Source organism: Amycolatopsis sp. NPDC026612, from assembly GCF_040638285.1.
In the GTDB taxonomy this organism is placed as follows: Bacteria; Actinomycetota; Actinomycetes; order Mycobacteriales; family Pseudonocardiaceae; genus Amycolatopsis.
This window is the reverse complement of the sequence record NZ_JBEZYB010000021.1, coordinates 78010-95285: the sequence shown is the minus strand read 5'-3', so window position 1 is coordinate 95285 and position 17276 is coordinate 78010. Positions and strand designations below refer to the sequence as shown.

The 17276-nt window shown below is 72.9% G+C and carries 11 protein-coding genes; 7 read left to right on the top strand and 4 right to left on the bottom strand.

The annotated features are described in order from the left end of the window. Positions 1 to 23: 23 nt before the first annotated feature. Positions 24 to 689, top strand: coding sequence for a signal peptidase II (lspA, locus tag AB0F15_RS21135; RefSeq protein ID WP_360272654.1), 666 nt, complete (start codon positions 24 to 26; stop codon positions 687 to 689). Continuing rightward, the gene (locus AB0F15_RS21130) at positions 686 to 1615 is read left to right on the top strand and encodes an RluA family pseudouridine synthase (RefSeq protein ID WP_360272651.1); all 930 of its coding nucleotides are present in this window, start codon (positions 686 to 688) and stop codon (positions 1613 to 1615) included. The genes lspA and AB0F15_RS21130 overlap by 4 nt, the downstream gene beginning before the upstream one ends. Here the strand turns inward: AB0F15_RS21130 and AB0F15_RS21125 are convergent. Then, positions 1612 to 2649: an AsnC family protein gene (locus tag AB0F15_RS21125; RefSeq protein WP_360272648.1), complete on the bottom strand. Its 1038-nt coding sequence runs from the start codon at positions 2647 to 2649 to the stop codon at positions 1612 to 1614. The genes AB0F15_RS21130 and AB0F15_RS21125 overlap by 4 nt on opposite strands. Positions 2650 to 2781: 132 nt before the next feature. On the opposite strand from AB0F15_RS21125, the gene AB0F15_RS21120 reads away from it, so the two are divergent. The 3 genes from AB0F15_RS21120 to AB0F15_RS21110 all read left to right on the top strand — a co-directional run bounded on the left by AB0F15_RS21120 (position 2782) and on the right by AB0F15_RS21110 (position 11992). Further along, complete coding sequence (locus AB0F15_RS21120) at positions 2782 to 9411, top strand: DUF885 domain-containing protein (RefSeq protein WP_360272645.1); 6630 nt, start codon at positions 2782 to 2784, stop codon at positions 9409 to 9411. A gap of 297 nt (positions 9412 to 9708) precedes the next feature. Then, positions 9709 to 10920: a fumarylacetoacetase gene (gene fahA / locus AB0F15_RS21115; RefSeq protein ID WP_360272642.1), complete on the top strand. Its 1212-nt coding sequence runs from the start codon at positions 9709 to 9711 to the stop codon at positions 10918 to 10920. Between the two features lie 31 nt (positions 10921 to 10951). Continuing rightward, positions 10952 to 11992 (top strand): LLM class F420-dependent oxidoreductase, encoded by a 1041-nt coding sequence (locus AB0F15_RS21110; protein ID WP_360272640.1) that lies wholly within the window; start codon positions 10952 to 10954, stop codon positions 11990 to 11992. A 94-nt stretch (positions 11993 to 12086) separates the two neighbouring features. Here the strand turns inward: AB0F15_RS21110 and AB0F15_RS21105 are convergent, their stop codons facing one another. Then, entirely contained in the window at positions 12087 to 12683 is a 597-nt protein-coding gene (locus AB0F15_RS21105) for a class F sortase (RefSeq protein WP_360272637.1), read from the bottom strand. 257 nt (positions 12684 to 12940) lie between these two features. Between AB0F15_RS21105 and AB0F15_RS21100 the strand changes: the two genes are divergently transcribed. After that, the gene (locus AB0F15_RS21100; protein WP_360272634.1) at positions 12941 to 13882 is read left to right on the top strand and encodes an exopolyphosphatase; all 942 of its coding nucleotides are present in this window, start codon (positions 12941 to 12943) and stop codon (positions 13880 to 13882) included. Positions 13883 to 13924: 42 nt separating this feature from the next. Continuing rightward, on the top strand, positions 13925 to 14110 hold the full coding sequence (locus AB0F15_RS21095) for a hypothetical protein (protein ID WP_360272631.1): 186 nt from the start codon (positions 13925 to 13927) through the stop codon (positions 14108 to 14110). Here AB0F15_RS21095 and AB0F15_RS21090 read toward each other — a convergent pair. Together AB0F15_RS21090 and AB0F15_RS21085 are read right to left on the bottom strand one after the other, a co-directional pair. Beyond that, the gene (locus AB0F15_RS21090) at positions 14091 to 16490 is read right to left on the bottom strand and encodes a glycosyl hydrolase family 65 protein (RefSeq protein ID WP_360272628.1); all 2400 of its coding nucleotides are present in this window, start codon (positions 16488 to 16490) and stop codon (positions 14091 to 14093) included. The two genes, AB0F15_RS21095 and AB0F15_RS21090, sit on opposite strands and share 20 nt — an antisense overlap. Continuing rightward, positions 16487 to 17218 (bottom strand): beta-phosphoglucomutase family hydrolase, encoded by a 732-nt coding sequence (locus tag AB0F15_RS21085; protein WP_360272627.1) that lies wholly within the window; start codon positions 17216 to 17218, stop codon positions 16487 to 16489. The genes AB0F15_RS21090 and AB0F15_RS21085 overlap by 4 nt, the downstream gene beginning before the upstream one ends. Positions 17219 to 17276 lie beyond the last annotated feature (58 nt).

Sequence of the window (17276 nt, the reverse complement as noted above, 5' to 3'; positions counted from 1 at the left end):
CCAGCGCCGTGGACAATGGACCGGTGAGCACCGAGCCCAGCCACTCCGAACCCGACACCGACATCGACGTCCCCGCCGAGGCCGTGCCCGATCCCGAGGCCGACGCGCCCGAGAACCCGGAGGTCCCGGCGAAGCCGCTGCTGCCGAAGCGGCGGGTCGGCTGGGTGTTCGCCGTCGCCGTCGTGTTCTGGGCGATCGACCTGGTGACGAAGAACCTGGTCACCGCCAACCTGGAGGGCAAGGAGCCGGTCCGGATCCTCGGCGGGCTGATCTACCTGCAGGTGATCCGCAATCCCGGTGCCGCGTTCTCGATGGCCACCGGCATGACGTGGGTGCTCGCCCTGGTCGCGCTGGCCGTGATCATCGCGATCATCTGGCTGTCGCGGCGGCTGCGCTCGATCGGCTGGGCGATCGGCCTCGGCCTCGTGCTCGCCGGCGCCACCGGCAACCTGACCGACCGCATCTTCCGCGCGCCCGGCGGCCTGCAGGGCCACGTCGTCGACTTCATCTCGGCGTTCGCGCCCAACGGCAAGGGCTTCGCGATCTTCAACATCGCCGACTCGGCGATCTGCGTCGGCGGTGCCCTGATCGTGCTGCTTTCCCTGCTGGGCAAGGACTACGACGGCACGTCGACCAAGGACAAGAAGCTCGAGAAGACGATCGACAAGGCACAGGAGGAGCAGGCGTGACGTCGAGGATGCTCCCGGTGCCCGACGGGCTCGACGGGATGCGGGTCGACGCCGGTCTCGCCAAGCTGCTCGGGCTGTCCCGCACGGTCGTCGCCGAACTCGCCGAAGCCGGGGACGTGCTGCTCGACGGCCGTCCGGCCGGCAAGTCCGACCGGCTCTCCGGCGGTGGGCTGCTGGAGATCACGCTGCCGGCGCCGGCGAACCCGGTGGAGGTCGTCGCCGAGCCCGTCGCGGGCATGCGCATCCTCCACGACGACGACGACATCGTCGTGATCTCGAAGCCGGTCGGCGTCGCGGTGCACCCGAGCCCGGGCTGGACGGGCCCGACGGTCGTCGGCGGTCTCGCCGCGGCCGGCCTGCGGATCGCCACGTCGGGCGCGGCCGAGCGCCAGGGCGTGGTCCACCGGCTCGACGCGGGCACCACCGGCGTGATGGTGGTGGCCAAGAGCGAGCACGCGTACACCGTGCTCAAGCGCGCGTTCAAGGAACGCACGGTCGACAAGGGCTACCACGCGATCGTCCAGGGTCACCCGGACCCGATGCGCGGCACGATCGACGCCCCCATCGACCGCCACCCGCGCCACGACTACAAGTTCGCGGTGGTCCAGGGCGGCCGCCCGAGCGTGACGCACTACGAAGTGGTCGAGGCGTTCCGCGCGGCGTCGCTCACGCACATCAAGCTCGAGACCGGGCGGACGCACCAGATCCGCGTCCACTTCTCGGCGCTGCGGCACCCGTGCGTCGGCGACCTGACCTACGGCGCCGACCCGGTGCTGGCCCGCCACCTCGGCCTCAGCCGCCAGTGGCTGCACGCGAAGACGCTGGCGTTCGCGCACCCCGCGGACGGCCGCTGGGTCGAGTTCGAGTCGGAGTACCCCGACGACCTGGCGAAGGCACTGGAAACCCTGCGCGAGGAAAGCTACTAGTCCTCGATCGCCCAGGTCAGCGTGCGCTCGTCCGGCTCCGGTCGCGGGCTCCAGCGGACCGAGACCACGCGCGTGGTGTCCGGCAGGACGTACACCGTGTGGCCGCCCAGGGTCTCGCCAGGGGCGACGCCGATCTTGTGCGGCGGCCGCGAAGTCAGCGACACCGGCGCCTTGCCGATCGCCGTGCCGTCGGCGGCGAGCAGTTCGAGGTAGTTGTCCGGCAGGGACGCGAACGGGATCGGCCCGCGGTTGGTGATCTCGGTGTGCACCACCACCGAGCGTTCGCCGTCCTCCAGGCGGTACCCGGCCGCGCCGAACAGGTAGTCGGCCGGGTCCTGCACCTCCAGCAGCTGCACCGACAGCCGCTCGCCCTCCAGGCCCTGGGTCTCCATGACCTCGCCGAGCCTGCCCTTCTTGCCGGTGGCGGGCGCGCTCGGCCGGGCGGGTTCGTCGCCGCGGGCCCAGGACGCCGTCTGCGGCACGCCCCACGTGCTCACGGCCGGGTCGAGCGGTACCGGCGGCGGGAACTGCTGAGGCGGGCGCGGGGGCTGCGGGTGCCGGGGCGGCGGACCCGGGTACCGCCCGGACGGCGTGCCCTGGACGGTGTACGGCCCCGAAAGCGCGCCTTGGACGGTGTACGGCCCGGACGGCGCGCCTTGGACGGTGTACGGCCCCGAGGGCGTCCCCTGAACCGGCGGCGGCATCGGCGGCACCGGCTGCTGCGGCACCGGCTGGGACGGCACCGGCTGGGACGGCACCGGCTGGGACGGCACCGGCTGGGACGGCGGCGGGAACTGCTGCGGCGGCCGGTTCGCCCACGACGGCGGTGTGCCGGCGATGGCCGCGCGGAGGCCGTTCGGGTCGCTTTCGACGCCGACGAGCAGGGGGAGCCCGCTGCCGGAGAGGGCCACCAGCCGGTAGGCGACCTCGCGGGGATCCATGCCGACCTTCGCCGCCAGCTCGTGCACGGCCGCCTTGCCGAGGTCGGCGAGCGCGGCGAGCAGGCGGGCATCCACGGGATCGGTCACGGCCACCCCGGGAACGCTACCGCTCGCCGATCGCCGGCACCGAAGGCCGTCCGCCCCCGGCGAACGACCGACCGTTCCTGTCGGTGATCTCCGTTAGGGTCGGCCGGGAGCACATCAGTCGAAGCTGGGGGTCCTGCCATGGCCGCGGTCACCGAACTCGCGGACGAGTTCGTCGAAGCGTTGTTCGCCGCTGACCCGCTGACGCCCGCGCTGCTGGGCGTGCGCCCGGCGGAGCCGGGCCTGCCGGACGTGTCCGCCGAGGCCGAGCGGGCGTTCCGGGACCAGCTCACGGCGTTCCTCGAGCGGGCCCGCGCGCTGGACACCGAGGGCCTCCCGGCCGAGGACCGGGTCACCCGCGAGGTCCTGATCACCACGGCCGAAAACCACATCGCGGCGCTCGACAGCCGGATGACCGAGTTCACGGTCACCGACCTGTCCATCGGGCCCGCGGCCGGCCTGCTGATGGCCCTGCCGATGACGACCGTGACCGCGGGCGAGGCCGCGGAGGCCCAGCTCGGGCGGCTGGCCGCGGTCCCGGAATACCTGCGCCAGGTCGCGCGGCGGCACGCCGAGGGCATCGACGGCGGGCTCCTCCCGGTGGCCCACCTGGTGGACGCCGCGGTCGCGCACCTCGACCGCTACCTCGCGGACCCGGCCGCCGACCCGCTGCGCCGCCAGCCGGCGCCGGACGAGGAGTTCGAGCGGCGGCGCGAAGAGCTGCTCGGCGGTGTCGTCCGCCCGGCCTTCGCCGAGTACCGCGAGTTCCTGGTCACCGAGGTGCAGCCGCACGGGCGCCCCGCGGACCGGCCCGGTGTTTCGTGGCTGCCCGGTGGCGGCGAGACGTACGCCCGGCTCGCGCGGATGCACACGACCACCGAGCTCACCCCGCAGGAGCTGCACCGGATCGGCCTCGACGTCATCGACTCGCTCGCCGCCGAGTACCGCGAGGTGGGGCCGAGGGTGTTCGGCACCGGCGACCTGGCCGAGATCTTCCGGCGTCTGCGCACCGACCCGGCCCTGCGCTGGACCGGCGGTGACGAGATCCTGGAGACCGCGCGCACCGCCATCGACCGGGCGGCCGCCGAAGCCCCGAAGTGGTTCGGCCGGGTGCCGGAGCAGCAGTGCACGGTCGAAGCGGTGCCGTCGGAGGTCGCGCCCGGCGCGCCCGCGGCGTACTACCTGCGCCCGGCCGCCGACGGTTCGCGGCCCGGCATCTACTTCGCGAACACCCACGAAGCCACCGAGCGGTTCCGGCACATGGCCGAAACGACCGCGTTCCACGAAGCCGTGCCGGGCCACCACTTCCAGCTCAGCATCGCGCAGGGGCGCACCGAACTGCCGCTGCTGCGCCGCATCGGCATGTTCAACGCCTACACCGAGGGCTGGGGCCTCTACAGCGAGCGCCTCGCCGACGAAATGGGGCTCTACTCCGACGACGTCGCCCGCCTCGGCATGCTGGCCGGCGACTCGCTGCGGGCGGCCCGGCTGGTGGCCGACACCGGGCTGCACGCGCTCGGGTGGAGCCGGCAGCAGGCGATCGACTACCTGCTGGAGCACACGCCGACGGCGCGCGCCGAGGTCGAGTCCGAGGTGGACCGCTACATCGCGTGGCCCGGCCAGGCGCTCGGGTACCTGGTGGGGCGCCTGGAGATCCAGCGGATCCGCGCCCGCGCCGCGCAGCGGCTCGGCTCGCGGTTCGACGTCCGCGCGTTCCACGACCTCGTCCTGGCCGGCGGCGCGCTGCCGCTTTCGGTGCTGGCCGACGTCGTCGACGAATGGGTGGCCGGGCACGGCGACACCGTCGACGGCCTGGCGAGCGAGCTCGTCGAGCTGTCGTTCGAGCAGGAGCCGCTGCACCCGTCGGTCCTCGGCCTGCCCGGCGGCCACGACAGGCTCGCCGAGCAGACCCGGGAGGCGCAGGAGCGCTTCCGCGCCGCGTACACGGGCCTCGCCACCCGTGCGCGGGCGCTGGCCACCGAAGACCTGACGCCGGAAGACGCCGTGACGCGCGAGGTCGTGATCGCCGCCGCCGAGGTCGAGGCCGACCGGCTCGGCGCGCGGGCCGCCGATTTCGCGGTCAGCGACGGGCTGACGTCGCCCGCGCTCGGGCTGCTGATGTACCTGCCGTACTACCGGCTGGACGACGAGAAGAAGGCGCGCGGCTACCTGGCCCGGCTCGGCGCGATCGAGCCGTTCCTCGCCGAGCTGACCGAGCGGCAGCGCGAGAGCCTGGCCGAGGGGCTGGTACCGCCGGCGTACCTCGCCCGCGTCGGCATCGAGTACATCGACCGCTACCTCGCCGCGCCGGACACCGACCCGCTGAAGGTCGGCACGACGGCGGCCGTCGAGGGGTTCGACGCCGAGCGCGACCGGCTGCTCGCGGAGGTGGTCCACCCGGCGTATGCGCGGTACCGCGACTTCCTCCGCGCGGAGGTCGAGCCGGCCGGGCGCCCCGAGACCGCACCGGGGATCTCCCACGTGCCGGGCGGCGCGGAGCGGTACGCCGCGCTGATCCGGGCGGAGACGACCACCGAGCGCACGGCGCAGGAATTGCACGAAACCGGGCTGGCGCTGATCGAAAAGCTCGCGGGGGAGTACCGCGAGCTGGGCGCGAAGGTGTTCGGCACCACCGAGCTCACCGAGATCTTCGAGCGCCTGCGCACCGACCCGGCGCTGCGCTGGCGGGACGGCGAGGAGCTGCTGGCCGCGGCCCGGGACGCCATCGCCCGCGCCGAAGCCGTCGCGCCGAGGTGGTTTTCGCGCATTCCGGCGGAGAAGTGCGAGGTCGCGCCGGTGCCCGAAGCCGACGCGGCGAGCGGCACGATCGCGTACTACCTCCAGCCGTCGCTCGACGGCACCCGCCCGGGCACGTACTACGCGAACACCCACGAGGCGGCGAAGCGGCCGCGGTTCACCAGCGAAGCGATCGCGTTCCACGAAGCGGTGCCGGGGCACCACTTCCAGCTCAGCCTGGCCCAGGAACTGCGGGACCTGCCGCTGCTGCGGCGGATCGGCATGTTCAACGCCTACGCCGAGGGCTGGGGCCTGTACGCCGAGCGGCTGGCGGACGAGATGGGCCTGTATTCCGATGACGTGGCGCGGCTGGGGATGCTGACCCAGGATTCGATGCGGGCGGGCCGGCTGGTGGTCGACACGGGCTTGCACGCCCTCGGGTGGAGCCGCCGGCAGGCGATCGACTTCCTGGTCGAAAACACGCCGATGGCGCCGCTGGAGATCGAGGCGGAGATCGACCGGTACGTCGCCTGGCCGGGGCAGGCGCTCGGGTACATGGTGGGGCGGCTGGAGATCCAGCGGCTGCGGGCGGAAGCCGAGCAGGCGCTCGGCGAGGCGTTCGACATCCGCGGATTCCACGAAGTCGTGCTCGGCCACGGCATGCTGCCGCTGTCCGCGCTGGCCAAGGTGGTCACCGGCTGGGTGGCGGGCAGGCTCGACACCCCCGACCGGCTGGCCGACGAGCTGGTCGCGCTGAACTTCGAGCGGCAGCCGCTGTACCCGTCGGTGTTCGGCCTGCCCGGCGACCACGACCGGCTGCCCGATCCCGGTGCGGCCGCCGAAGCCCGGTTCCGCGCCGGTTACGCGGCGATCGCCGCGCGCGCCGAAGCGCTCGACTGCACCGGGCTGCCCGCCGCCGAGCGGGTCACCCGGGAAGTCGTGGTCTCCCAGGCGAAGGCCGCAATCGATGAGATCGACTCCGGCCGCGCCGAAATCTCGGTCAGCGACGGGCTCGGCGCGCCCGCACTGCAGCTGCTCCTCTACCTGCCGCAGACGGTGCTGGACGACGAGCGGAAGGTCCGCGGTTACCTCAGCCGGCTGGCGGGCGTCGGCGACTACCTCGACGCGCTGATCGGCCGGCAGCGCGCGGCGGTGGGCGAAGGGCTGGTGCCGCCGGACTTCCTGGTGCGCATCGGGATCGACTACGTCGACCGCTACCTCGGCGCACCCGAGAGCGACCCGCTGCGGGTGACACCGCCGTATGCGCCGGCCGGCTTCGAAGCCGAACGCGACCGCTTGCTCGCGGAGGTCGTCCGGCCCGCGTACGCGCGTTATCGCGCCTTCCTGGCCGACGAGGTCGCGCCGGTGGCCCGGCCCGAGACGTCGCCGGGCATCGGTGCCCTTCCGGGCGGCGCGGAGCGGTACGCCGCGCTGATCCGGGCGGAGACGACCACCGAGCGCCCGGCGCAGGAATTGCACGAAACCGGGCTGGCGCTGATCGAAAAGCTCGCCGGGGAGTACCGCGAGCTGGGCGGGAAGCTGTTCGGCACCACCGACCTCGGCGAGATCTTCGACCGGATCCGGACCGATCCGGCGCTGCGCTGGCGGGACGGCGAGGAGCTGCTGGCCGGGGCCCGGGCCGCCATCACGCGGGCGGAAGCCGTGGCGCCGCAGTGGTTTTCGCGGGTGCCGGAGCAGCAGTGCCAGGTGCAGCCGGTGCCGGCGGCCGAGGCCACCAGCGGCACGATCGCGTACTACCTGCAGCCGTCGCTCGACGGCACCCGCCCGGGTGTCTACTACGCCAACACCCATGAAGCGGAGAAGCGGCCGCGGTTCACCAGCGAGGCCGTCGCGTTCCACGAAGCCGTGCCGGGGCACCACTTCCAGCTGTGCCTCGCGCAGGACCTCACCGGCCTGCCGCTGCTGCGCCGGATCGCGCACGTCAACGCCTACGCCGAGGGCTGGGGCCTGTACGCCGAGCGGCTGGCCGACGAGATGGGCCTGTACTCCGACGACGTGGCGCGGCTGGGCATGCTGACCCAGGACTCGATGCGAGCGGGGCGGCTGGTCGTCGACACGGGCCTGCACGCCCTCGGGTGGAGCCGCCGGCAGGCGATCGACTACCTCGCCGAGCACACGCCGATGGCGCGGCTGGAGATCGAGGCGGAGATCGACCGGTACGCCGCCGACCCGGGCCAGGCGCTCGGCTACATGGTGGGGCGGCTGGAGATCCAGCGGCTGCGCGCCGAGGCCGAGCAAGCCCTGGGCGAGGCGTTCGACGTCCGCGAGTTCCACGACGTCGTCCTCGGCAGCGGAACCCTGCCGCTGCCCGTGCTGTCCGGCGTCGTCGCCGACTGGGTGTCGCGGCGTCGCGACACGCCCGACAGGCTCGCCGACGAGTGCCTGGAGCTGATGGTCGAGGCCCAGCCACTCATCCCGTCGCTGTACGGCCTGCCGGGCACGCACGACAAGCTCGCCGACCAGACCGCCGAAGCCGCCGCCCGGTACCGCGCCGGGCTCGCCGGGATCATCGCGCGGGCCGAGGCGATCGACACGGCGGCGCTGAAGCAGGCCGAGCGCGTCACCCGTGACGTCGTGATCTGGCAGGCTCGCACGCAGATCGACGTACTCGACTCCGGCCGGGCCGACATCGCGGTGAGCGACGGGCTGGACGCACCGGCCCTCAATCTGCTGATGGAGCTGCCGCAGACGATCGTCGACGACGAGGCCAAGGCCCGCGGCTACCTGAGCAGGCTCGCCGCGGTCGGCACGTACCTGGACCAGTTGATCGAGCGGCAGCGGGCCGCGCTGGCCGAGGGCCTGACACCGCCGGCGTTCCTGGCGCGCCTCGGCGTCGGCTACGTCGAGCGCTACCTCGCCGCACCGGAGAACGACCCGCTGAAGGTGCCGGTCCACGGGCTCGAGGCCGAGCGCGACCGGTTGCTCGCGGAGGTGGTCCGCCCGGCGTATGCCCGGTACCGGGACTTCCTGGCCGACGAGGTGGTCCCGGTGGGCAGGCCCGAGACGTCGCCCGGCATCGGCGACCTGCCGGGCGGGCCGGAGCGGTACGCGGCCCTGATCCGGGCGGAGACGACGACCGAGCACACGGCGCAGGACCTGCACGACACCGGTCTGGCGATCATCGAGCGGCTGGCGGCGGAGTACCGCGAGCTGGGCGCCGCGGTGTTCGGCACGACCGACCTCGCGGAGATCTTCGACCGGATCCGCACGGACCCGGCGCTGCGCTGGCGGGACGGCGACGAGCAGCTGGAAGTCGCCCGGGCGACCATCGCGCGGGCGGAAGCCGTGGCGCCCCAATGGTTCTCGCGTGTTCCGGAGCAGCGGTGCGAGGTCGCCCCGGTACCCGAGGCGGAGGCCGAAAGCGGGTCGATCGCCTACTACATCGAGCCGTCGCTCGACGGTTCGCGGCCGGGCACGTACTACACCAACACCCGCGATGCGGACCAGCGGCAGCGGACGCTGAGTGAGGCTGTCGCGTTCCACGAAGCCGTGCCGGGGCACCACTTCCAGCTCACGCTCGCCCAGCAGCTGACCGGCGTGCCGCTGCTGCGCCGGATCGGCATGTTCAACGCCTACGCCGAGGGGTGGGGCCTGTACGCCGAGCGCCTCGCGGACGAGATGGGGTTGTACTCGGACAACACCGCCCGGCTCGGCCTGCTGACCCAGGATTCGATGCGGGCGGCGCGGCTGGTGGTCGACACGGGCCTGCACGCGCTGGGCTGGAGCCGGCAACGGGCCGTCGACTACCTGCGCGACAACACACCGATGGCCCAGCTCGAGATCGACGCGGAGATCGACCGCTACGCCGGCCTCCCGGGCCAGGCGCTCGGCTACATGGTGGGCCGCCTGGAGATCGAACGGCTCCGCGCCGAAGCCGAGCGGCAGCTGGGCGAGCGGTTCGACATCCGCGAGTTCCACGACACGGTGCTGGGCAGCGGAACCCTGCCGCTCCCGGTACTGGCGGACGTGGTGGCCGCCTGGGTGGCGGCACGCGCCCCGGGTGACGGCAAGTGACGGTGGCGGCGCGGGCCGCGCGAGGCGGTGGTGGCCGGTGGTGCGGGCGGCTGGAGTGTGGAGTGATGGTGGCCGGGGTTGAGGTGGCCGGCCGGGCGGCGGTGGCCCGTGGCGCGTTGGCGCGGGCGGCTGGAGCGCGGGGGACCAGCGGCGGTGTGGTCGCTTTCGCCGGTGGCAGGGTGGCGGCGTGGACCATCCGGGCCGCTCGGGGCGGGGAGTGATCGTGGTCTGCTGGGATGGAGCCGGTGCGGCCGTGGCGGCCGGTCGAACGGCGGCGCGCGCCGCCCGGGATGAGGAGTGCACGTGACCTGGCTCGAGCTCGCCGACGACACGACGTTCGGCCTGGACAACCTGCCCTACGGGGTCTTCTCGGTGGGCGGGGCGCCCGAGCGGCGGGTCGGCGTGCCGGTCGGCGACCGGGTGCTCGACCTGACCTCGGCGGCCGCCGAGACCGCGGCGGCGTTCGCCCCGCTGCTCACCGCCGGGGTGCTCAACCCGCTCCTCGCCGCCGGGGCCGCCACCTGGCGGGAGGTCCGCGAAAGCGTCGCCGAATGGCTGACCGCCCCCCGCTACGCCGATCAGCTCCGGCCGCACCTCGTGCCCGTCACCGAGGTCACCACGCACCTCGCCTTCGAGGTCGCCGACTACGTCGACTTCTACTCCAGCGAGCACCACGCCCTCAACGCCGGCAAGATCTTCCGGCCGGACGCGACCGAGCTCCCGCCCAACTGGAAGCACCTGCCGATCGGTTACCACGGCCGGGCCGGCACCGTCGTGGCGTCCGGCACGCCGGTCGTCCGGCCGCACGGGCAGCGCAAGCCCCGCAACGCCGACGCCCCGTCGTTCGGGCCGTCGCAGCGGCTGGACATCGAGGCGGAGGTCGGGTTCGTCGTCGGCACTCCGTCCACTTTGGGCAGCCGGGTGTCCACAGCGGACTTCGCGGACCACGTGTTCGGCGTCTGCCTCGTCAACGACTGGTCGGCGCGTGACATCCAGGCCTGGGAGTACCAGCCGCTGGGGCCGTTCCTCGGCAAGTCGTTCGCGACGTCGGTTTCGCCGTGGATCGTGCCGCTGGCCGCGCTGGACCACGCGCGCGTCGACGGCCCGCCGCAGGACCCCGAGCCGTTCGAATACCTCCGGACCGGCGAGAAGTGGAGCCTGGACCTGGCGCTGGAGGTCCGGCTCAACGGTCACCTGGTGTCGAGCCCGCCGTTCGCGACGCAGTACTGGACGGCTCCGCAGCAGCTGGCGCACCTGACGGTCAACGGCGCGAGCCTGCGCACGGGCGACCTGTTCGCGTCGGGCACGGTCACCGGCCCCGAGCGCGACCAGCGGGGCTCGTTCCTGGAGCTGTCCTGGGGCGGTCAGGAGCCGCTGGAGCTGCCCGGCGGCGTGACGCGCACGTTCCTGGAGGACGGTGACGAGGTGGTCATCAGCGCGACCGCGCCCGGCCCGCGCGGCACGCGCATCGGCTTCGGCGACGTGCGGGGTACGGTGGTTCCCGGCTAGCCTAAGCGCACGCTTAGCACGGGAGGATGTCATGAGGATCGGGACCGGGATCAGCTACTCCGGAGGCTTCGCCGAAAGCGTCGCCGACGTCGTCGAACTGGAAAAGGCCGGCCTTGACGTCGTCTTCGTGCCGGAGGCGTACTCGTTCGACGCGGTCAGCCAGCTCGGCTACCTGGCGGCGAAGACCGAACGCGTCCAGCTGGCGTCCGGCATCTTCCAGATCTACACCCGCACGCCGACGCTGACCGCGATGACCGCGGCCGGCCTCGACTTCGTCTCCGACGGGCGGTTCATCCTCGGGCTCGGGGCGTCCGGCCCGCAGGTCATCGAGGGCTTCCACGGCGTGAAGTACGACGCGCCGCTGGGCCGCACCCGCGAGATCGTCGAGGTCTGCCGGCAGGTGTGGCGCCGCGAGCGCGTGGTGCACGAGGGCAAGCACTACACGATTCCGCTGCCGCCCGAGCAGGGCACCGGGCTCGGCAAGCCGCTCAAGCTGATCAACCACCCGGTGCGCGAGCGGATCCCGGTGCTGCTGGCCTCGATCGGCCCGAAGAACGTCGCGCTCACGGCCGAGATCGCCGAGGGCTGGCAGCCGATCTTCTTCCACCCGGAGAAGGCCGGCGACGTCTGGGGCGCGTCCCTGGCCGAGGGCAAGGCGAAGCGTGACGCGGCCTTGGGTGAGCTGGACACGTTCGTGACCGTGGCGCTGGCCATCGGCGACGACGTCGAGCCGCTGCTCGACCACCTGCGGCCGGTCCTCGCCCTCTACATCGGCGGGATGGGCGCCCGGGGCAAGAACTTCTACAACGACCTGGCCCGCCGTTACGGCTACGACGCCGAGGCGAAACTGATCCAGGACCTGTACCTCGACGGCAAGAAGGAAGAAGCTGCCGCGGCGGTCCCGGTCGAGTTGCTGCGCGCGATCTCCCTGGTCGGGCCGGCGGGGTACGTGAAGGAGCGGCTGGCGGCGTTCGCCGAGGCAGGCGCGACGACGCTGGTGGTCAACCCCCTGCAGCCGGGCCGCGAGGCCCGCGTGGCGGCGGTGTCGCACCTGCGCGAGCTGCTCGGCTGACCGCTGGCTCTCGCCCACCGCACGGCCGCGAACGACTCGTTCGAGACGTCCGACGTCCCGGAGGAGTCATTCGCGCCAGGCGGGCGGCCGCGCGTCAGGCCGGGGTGGCGTAGACCGCGACCCGCGGATTGCCGAGCCCGGCGCCGTCGTACGTGCCGTCGCTGGTGATGAGCCGCAGCTCCGGGCCCGGGCCTTGCGGGACCACCAGCGTGCCGTCCGGCTCGTCCGGCGGGAACACCGCCGTCCTGCGGACGGTGAACCGGGACTCGTGACCCTGGTCGTTGCGGACCGTGATCGTCGCGCCCGGCTTGAGCTTGCCCAGGCGGACGAACGCGCCGGGGGAGTAGCCGAAGCCCGCGTGCCCTGACAGCACCGCGACGCCGGGGGCGCCCGGCACCGGGCCGTCGGCGAACCAGCCGACGCCGAGGGCCGTGCCGGGCTGCTCGCGGCGGCCGGCGAGGTGGCCGAGGCCGACCAGGTGCTGCAGCGTCAGGCCGAGGTCGGGGATCAGCAGGGCCGACGGCGGGGCGCCGGCCCCGGCCGGCCGGGGCCGGTCCGCGGCCGGGGCGACCGCCGGCACGGGCGCGAGCACCGAAGTGACGCCCAGCAACACGCAGCCGAGCCCGGCCACGACCGCGAGCACGACGGCGGCCGGCCGCACGAGCGCGGCTCGCCGCTCGGGCCGTTCCATCTCTTTCCCCTGCTCCACGCCGGTTCCGATGTCCGGTTAGTCGCAACAGCCGCGCGGGCGTTACCGAATCGTGTCCGGTCTCACCACTGTTCACTCAATCGGGTTATCTCACTGTTACCTTCGCGCCAGAAAGGCACGTCCGGAGGGCCTCAATGGCGGGAATAGCCTGCGGCAGGTGGTGACATCGGACATCATTGCTGGTTTCGAGCCGTCGAACTGGGGATATTCACCAGAGCGGAAGTGAGGTGGGCCGGACTGTGCGGAAAAGACGAGAGCCCGCGGTGGGCGTGCTGGACGTCGGTTCGTTCAGCGCCCGGCTCGTGGTGGTGCCGGTGGACGGCTCACCACGGGAGCCGCTGGTGAACCACCAGACGCGCCTGCGCCTGGACCGTGAGCTCGACGGCCGCGGCCGGCTCAGCTCCCGCGGCATCGACGCCGTGACGGCCGCCGTCGCGGCGGGCATGACCACTGCGTACCGCCACGGCGTGAGCGACGTCTACCCGCTCGCCACCTCCTCGATCCGGGACGCGGCCAACGCCGCGGACGTCGTCCGGCACGTCGCCGGCGAAACCGGGGTCGAACTGCGGTTCCTGTCCGGCCGCTGCGAGGCGGAGCTGACCTACCTGGCCGCCCGCCGCTGGTACGCCGCGGAACCCGGGCCGATGCTGGTGCTCGACATCGGCGGCGGGACGGTCGAGCTGGCCGCCGGCCGCGGCGAGAAAGCCACGTTCGCGCGCTCGTTGCCGCTGGGTGCCCGGTCGATGACGCGGGACTGGCTGCCGTCCGAGCGCGTGTCGAACAAGCAGGTCAAGGCGCTGCGCGCGCACGCACTCGACGTCGTGGCCACCACGCTGGGCGCCGCCGACGTCGACGACCCGCGGGTCGTCGGCTGCTCGAAGGTGCTGCAGCAGCTCGCGCGGCTGGCCGGCGCCCGCCCCGGGCAGTGCAAGGAACTGCGGATCGAGGACCTGCGGGCCTGGATCCCGCGCCTCGCCGCGTTGCCGCCGTCGCGGCGGGCGGAGCTGCCGGGCATCTCCCGCAGCCGGGCCCACCAGGCCCTCGCCGGCGCGATCGTGGCGGAAGCGCTGCTGACGGTCGCCGGCGGCCCGGTGACGATCTGTCCGTGGTCCACCCGCGACGGCCTGCTGCTCACCCTGCAGGACAAGGCCCGGGCGGCCGCGGGGACGCACGCGGCCTGACCGCGCTGGCCACGTCCGGGAAAACCGGGTATTCCGGAAAGCATGAGCGAGCAGCAGCGCATCCACGGCCGCGACGACGAAGACGACGAGCTCCCCGAGCTGCCGACCCCCGGCAAGCTGACCCACGACGTGCCCACCGCCCCCGACCCGGACGTGAGCCCGGGCGGGACCGAAGAAATCCCGGCCCCGCCCGGACACGACGACCCGGTCAGCGACCTTCCTCGGTGATCGGGTTCGCCGGCTCCGCGTACTGACGCACCTCTTCGGAGTCGCGCCGCATCGGAGCCCGGCCGGCCGGCTGCTTCGGCGGGGTGCCGGCGTCGATCTTCGGGATCGCGAACCGCTGCGGTTCCTCGGTGATCGTGATGCGCTCCCCGTGGTGCAGCACTTCCAGGGGCGCTCCGGCCACCACGTGGTAGGTGGCCTGATCGGTGTCGATCTCCACCTGGAACCGGGTGCCGCGGAACATCAGGCGGAAGGTGATCCGCCCCAGCTGCGGCGGCAGCCGCGGCGCGAACGCCAGCGTGCCGCCGTGGTCGCGCAGGCCGCCGAACCCGGCCACCGCGCCCTGCCACGCCCCGGCCAGCGACGCCATGTGCAGGCCGTTGCGCACGTTGTTGTGGACGTCGTGCAGGTCGGTCAGCGCGGCTTCGGCGAGGTAGTCGTAGGCCAGCTCCAGGTGACCGACCTCGGCGGCGACGACCGCCTGCGTCCCCGCCGACAGCGAGGAGTCGCGCACGGTCCTCGCCTCGTAGTACGCGAAGTCGCGGGCCTTCTCCTCCGGGCTGAACGAGTCGCCGCACAGGTGCAGCGCCAGCACCAGATCGGCCTGCTTCACGACTTGCTTGCGGTACAGGTCGAAGTACGGGAAGTGCAGCAGCAGCGGGTAGTGCGACGAATCGGTGCCCGCGTAGTCCCACTCGTCGTGGTCGAGGAACCCCTCCGACTGCGGGTGCACTCCCAGTTCTTCGTCGTAGGGCAGGTACATCGCCGCCGCGGCCGCGCGCCAGGAATCCAGCTCGACGGTGTCGACGCCGAACCGCGCCGCGACGTCCGGGTGCCGCTCGCACGACTCCGCCGCCGCCTGCAGGTTCCGCCGCGCCATCAGGTTCGTGTAGACGTTGTTGTCCGCCACCGCCGAGTACTCGTCCGGGCCGGTGACGCCGTCGATGCGGAACGCGCCGTGCCGGTCGTGGTGGCCCAGCGACGCCCACAGCCGCGCGGTTTCCAGCAGCAGCTCGGTGCCGTAGTCGCGCTCGAACTGCTCGTCGCCGGTCGCGTTGAGGTAGCGCAGGACGGCGTCGGCGATGTCCGCGCTGACGTGGAACGCGGCCGTGCCCGCCGGCCAGTACGCCGAGCACTCGGCGCCGTTGATCGACCGCCACGGGAACGCCGCGCCGCGCAACCCCAGCTGGTGGGCGCGTTCCCGCGCTTTGTCCATTGTGGAGTGACGCCAGCGGAGTGCGTCGCGCGCGGCGTCCGGGATGGTGTAGGTGAGCACCGGCAGCACGAAGGATTCGGTGTCCCAGAAGGCGTGCCCGTCGTAACCGGGGCCGGTCAGTCCCTTGCCGGCGATCGCGCGGCTCTCGCCGCGGGCCCCGGCCTGCAGGATGTGGAACAGGGCGAAGCGGACAGCTTGCTGCAGTTCGGGATCGCCCTCGATCTCGATGTCCGAAGTGGTCCAGTAGTCGTCGAGGAACTTGCGCTGCTCGGTGAGCAGGCCCTTCCAGCCCGTCTGGCGGGCGCCGGCCAGCGCCGCCTCGACCTGTGACCGCAGCGCGGGCACCGAGCGCTGCGCGGACCACCCGTAGGCGAGGAACTTGGTGATCCGCAGCCGGCCGCCCTTGGGCACGTCGACCGCGACGGTCAGCCGCGCGAGGTCTTCCTCCGAGTGGATCCGGGCGCGGATCCCGTCGTCCACCTCGATCTTGTGGTCCATCGCCGCGGCCATCCGCAGCCCGGACCGGCGGGTCCGGTGCACCAGCACGCCGTTGTACTCCGATGCGCGGTGGAACTCGCCGACCAGCGGGGATTCCAGTGCGGCGGCCACCCGCGGGTCGCTGGTGTCGGACTCGATCGGCTCGTTGGCCAGCAGGTCGGACTGGACGACCAGCTGCAGGTCCTCGTCGAGCGGCTCGACCTCGTACCGGATCGCGGCGATCGCGCGCTGGGTGAAGGACACGAGCCGTTCGGTGCGCACGCGGACCCGCCGCCCGGTCGGCGACGACCACTCGGTGGTCCGGCACAGCGTGCCCTTGCGGAAGTCGAGCACCCGGTCGTGCGCGGTGGCCGCGCCGTAGCGCATGTCGAGCGGTTCGTCCTCGACCAGCAGCCGGATGATCTTGCCGTCGGTCACGTTGACGACGGTCTGGCCCTCTTCGGGGTAGCCGTAGCCCGCTTCGGCGTAGGGAAGTTCGTGCTGCTCGTAGAACCCGTTGAGGTACGTGCCGGGCAGCCCGCGCGGCTCGGCCTCCTCGAGGGTGCCGCGCAGCCCGATGTGGCCGTTGGACACCGCGAAGGCCGATTCGGTGCGCTGCAGGGCGTCGACGTCCATGCCACGCCACCGCAGTTCCCACGGCGCGCATTCGTAGCCGTGCCGTTCGGTCATCGGTCCCCCAGGAGGTCGGCGAGGTCGTCGACGACGATGTCGGCGCCGTGGGCCCGCAGTGCGTCGGCCTGGTCGGCCCGGTTCACGCCCACGACGTACCCGAAGCCCCCGGCTTTGCCGGCCTGGACGCCGGACTGGGCGTCCTCGAACACGGCCGCGTGCGCGGGCTCGACGCCGAGCGCCGCGGCGCCGGCCAGGAACGAGTCCGGCGCCGGCTTGCCCTTCAGGTGCTGTTCGCGGATCACGATGCCGTCGATGCGCGCCTCGACGTACTTGCTCAGGTCCGCGCCGTCGAGCACCTTGGCGCCGTTGGCCGACGACGTCACGACCGCGATCCGCAGCCCGGCGGCCTTGGCCGCTTCGAGGTAGCGCACCGAACCCGGGTAGGGATTCACGCCGCGTTCGTCGATGATCTTGAGGACCAGTTCGTTCTTGCGGTTGCCGACGCCGTTCACGGTCGGGGCGTCCACCGGGTCGTCCGGCTCGCCCTCGGGCAGCACGATCCCCCGTGAGCGCAGGAACTCCCGCACGCCGTCGGCACGCGGGCGGCCGTCCACAAAGGCTGCGTAGTCGTGGTCGGTGAACTCCGCGAACCCGGCGCCGTCGCGGGCGCGGAGGAATTCGTCGAACGTCCGCTTCCAGGCCTCGCGGTGGAGGATCGCCGTGCCGGTCAGCACTCCGTCGAGGTCGAACAAGCAGGCAGTGATGGTCTCGGGCAATCCCGTCATGCCCGCACGCTACCGGTCTTCGGGTTCGCCCGCGGGTTGTTCGGGGGTCTGGGTGGCG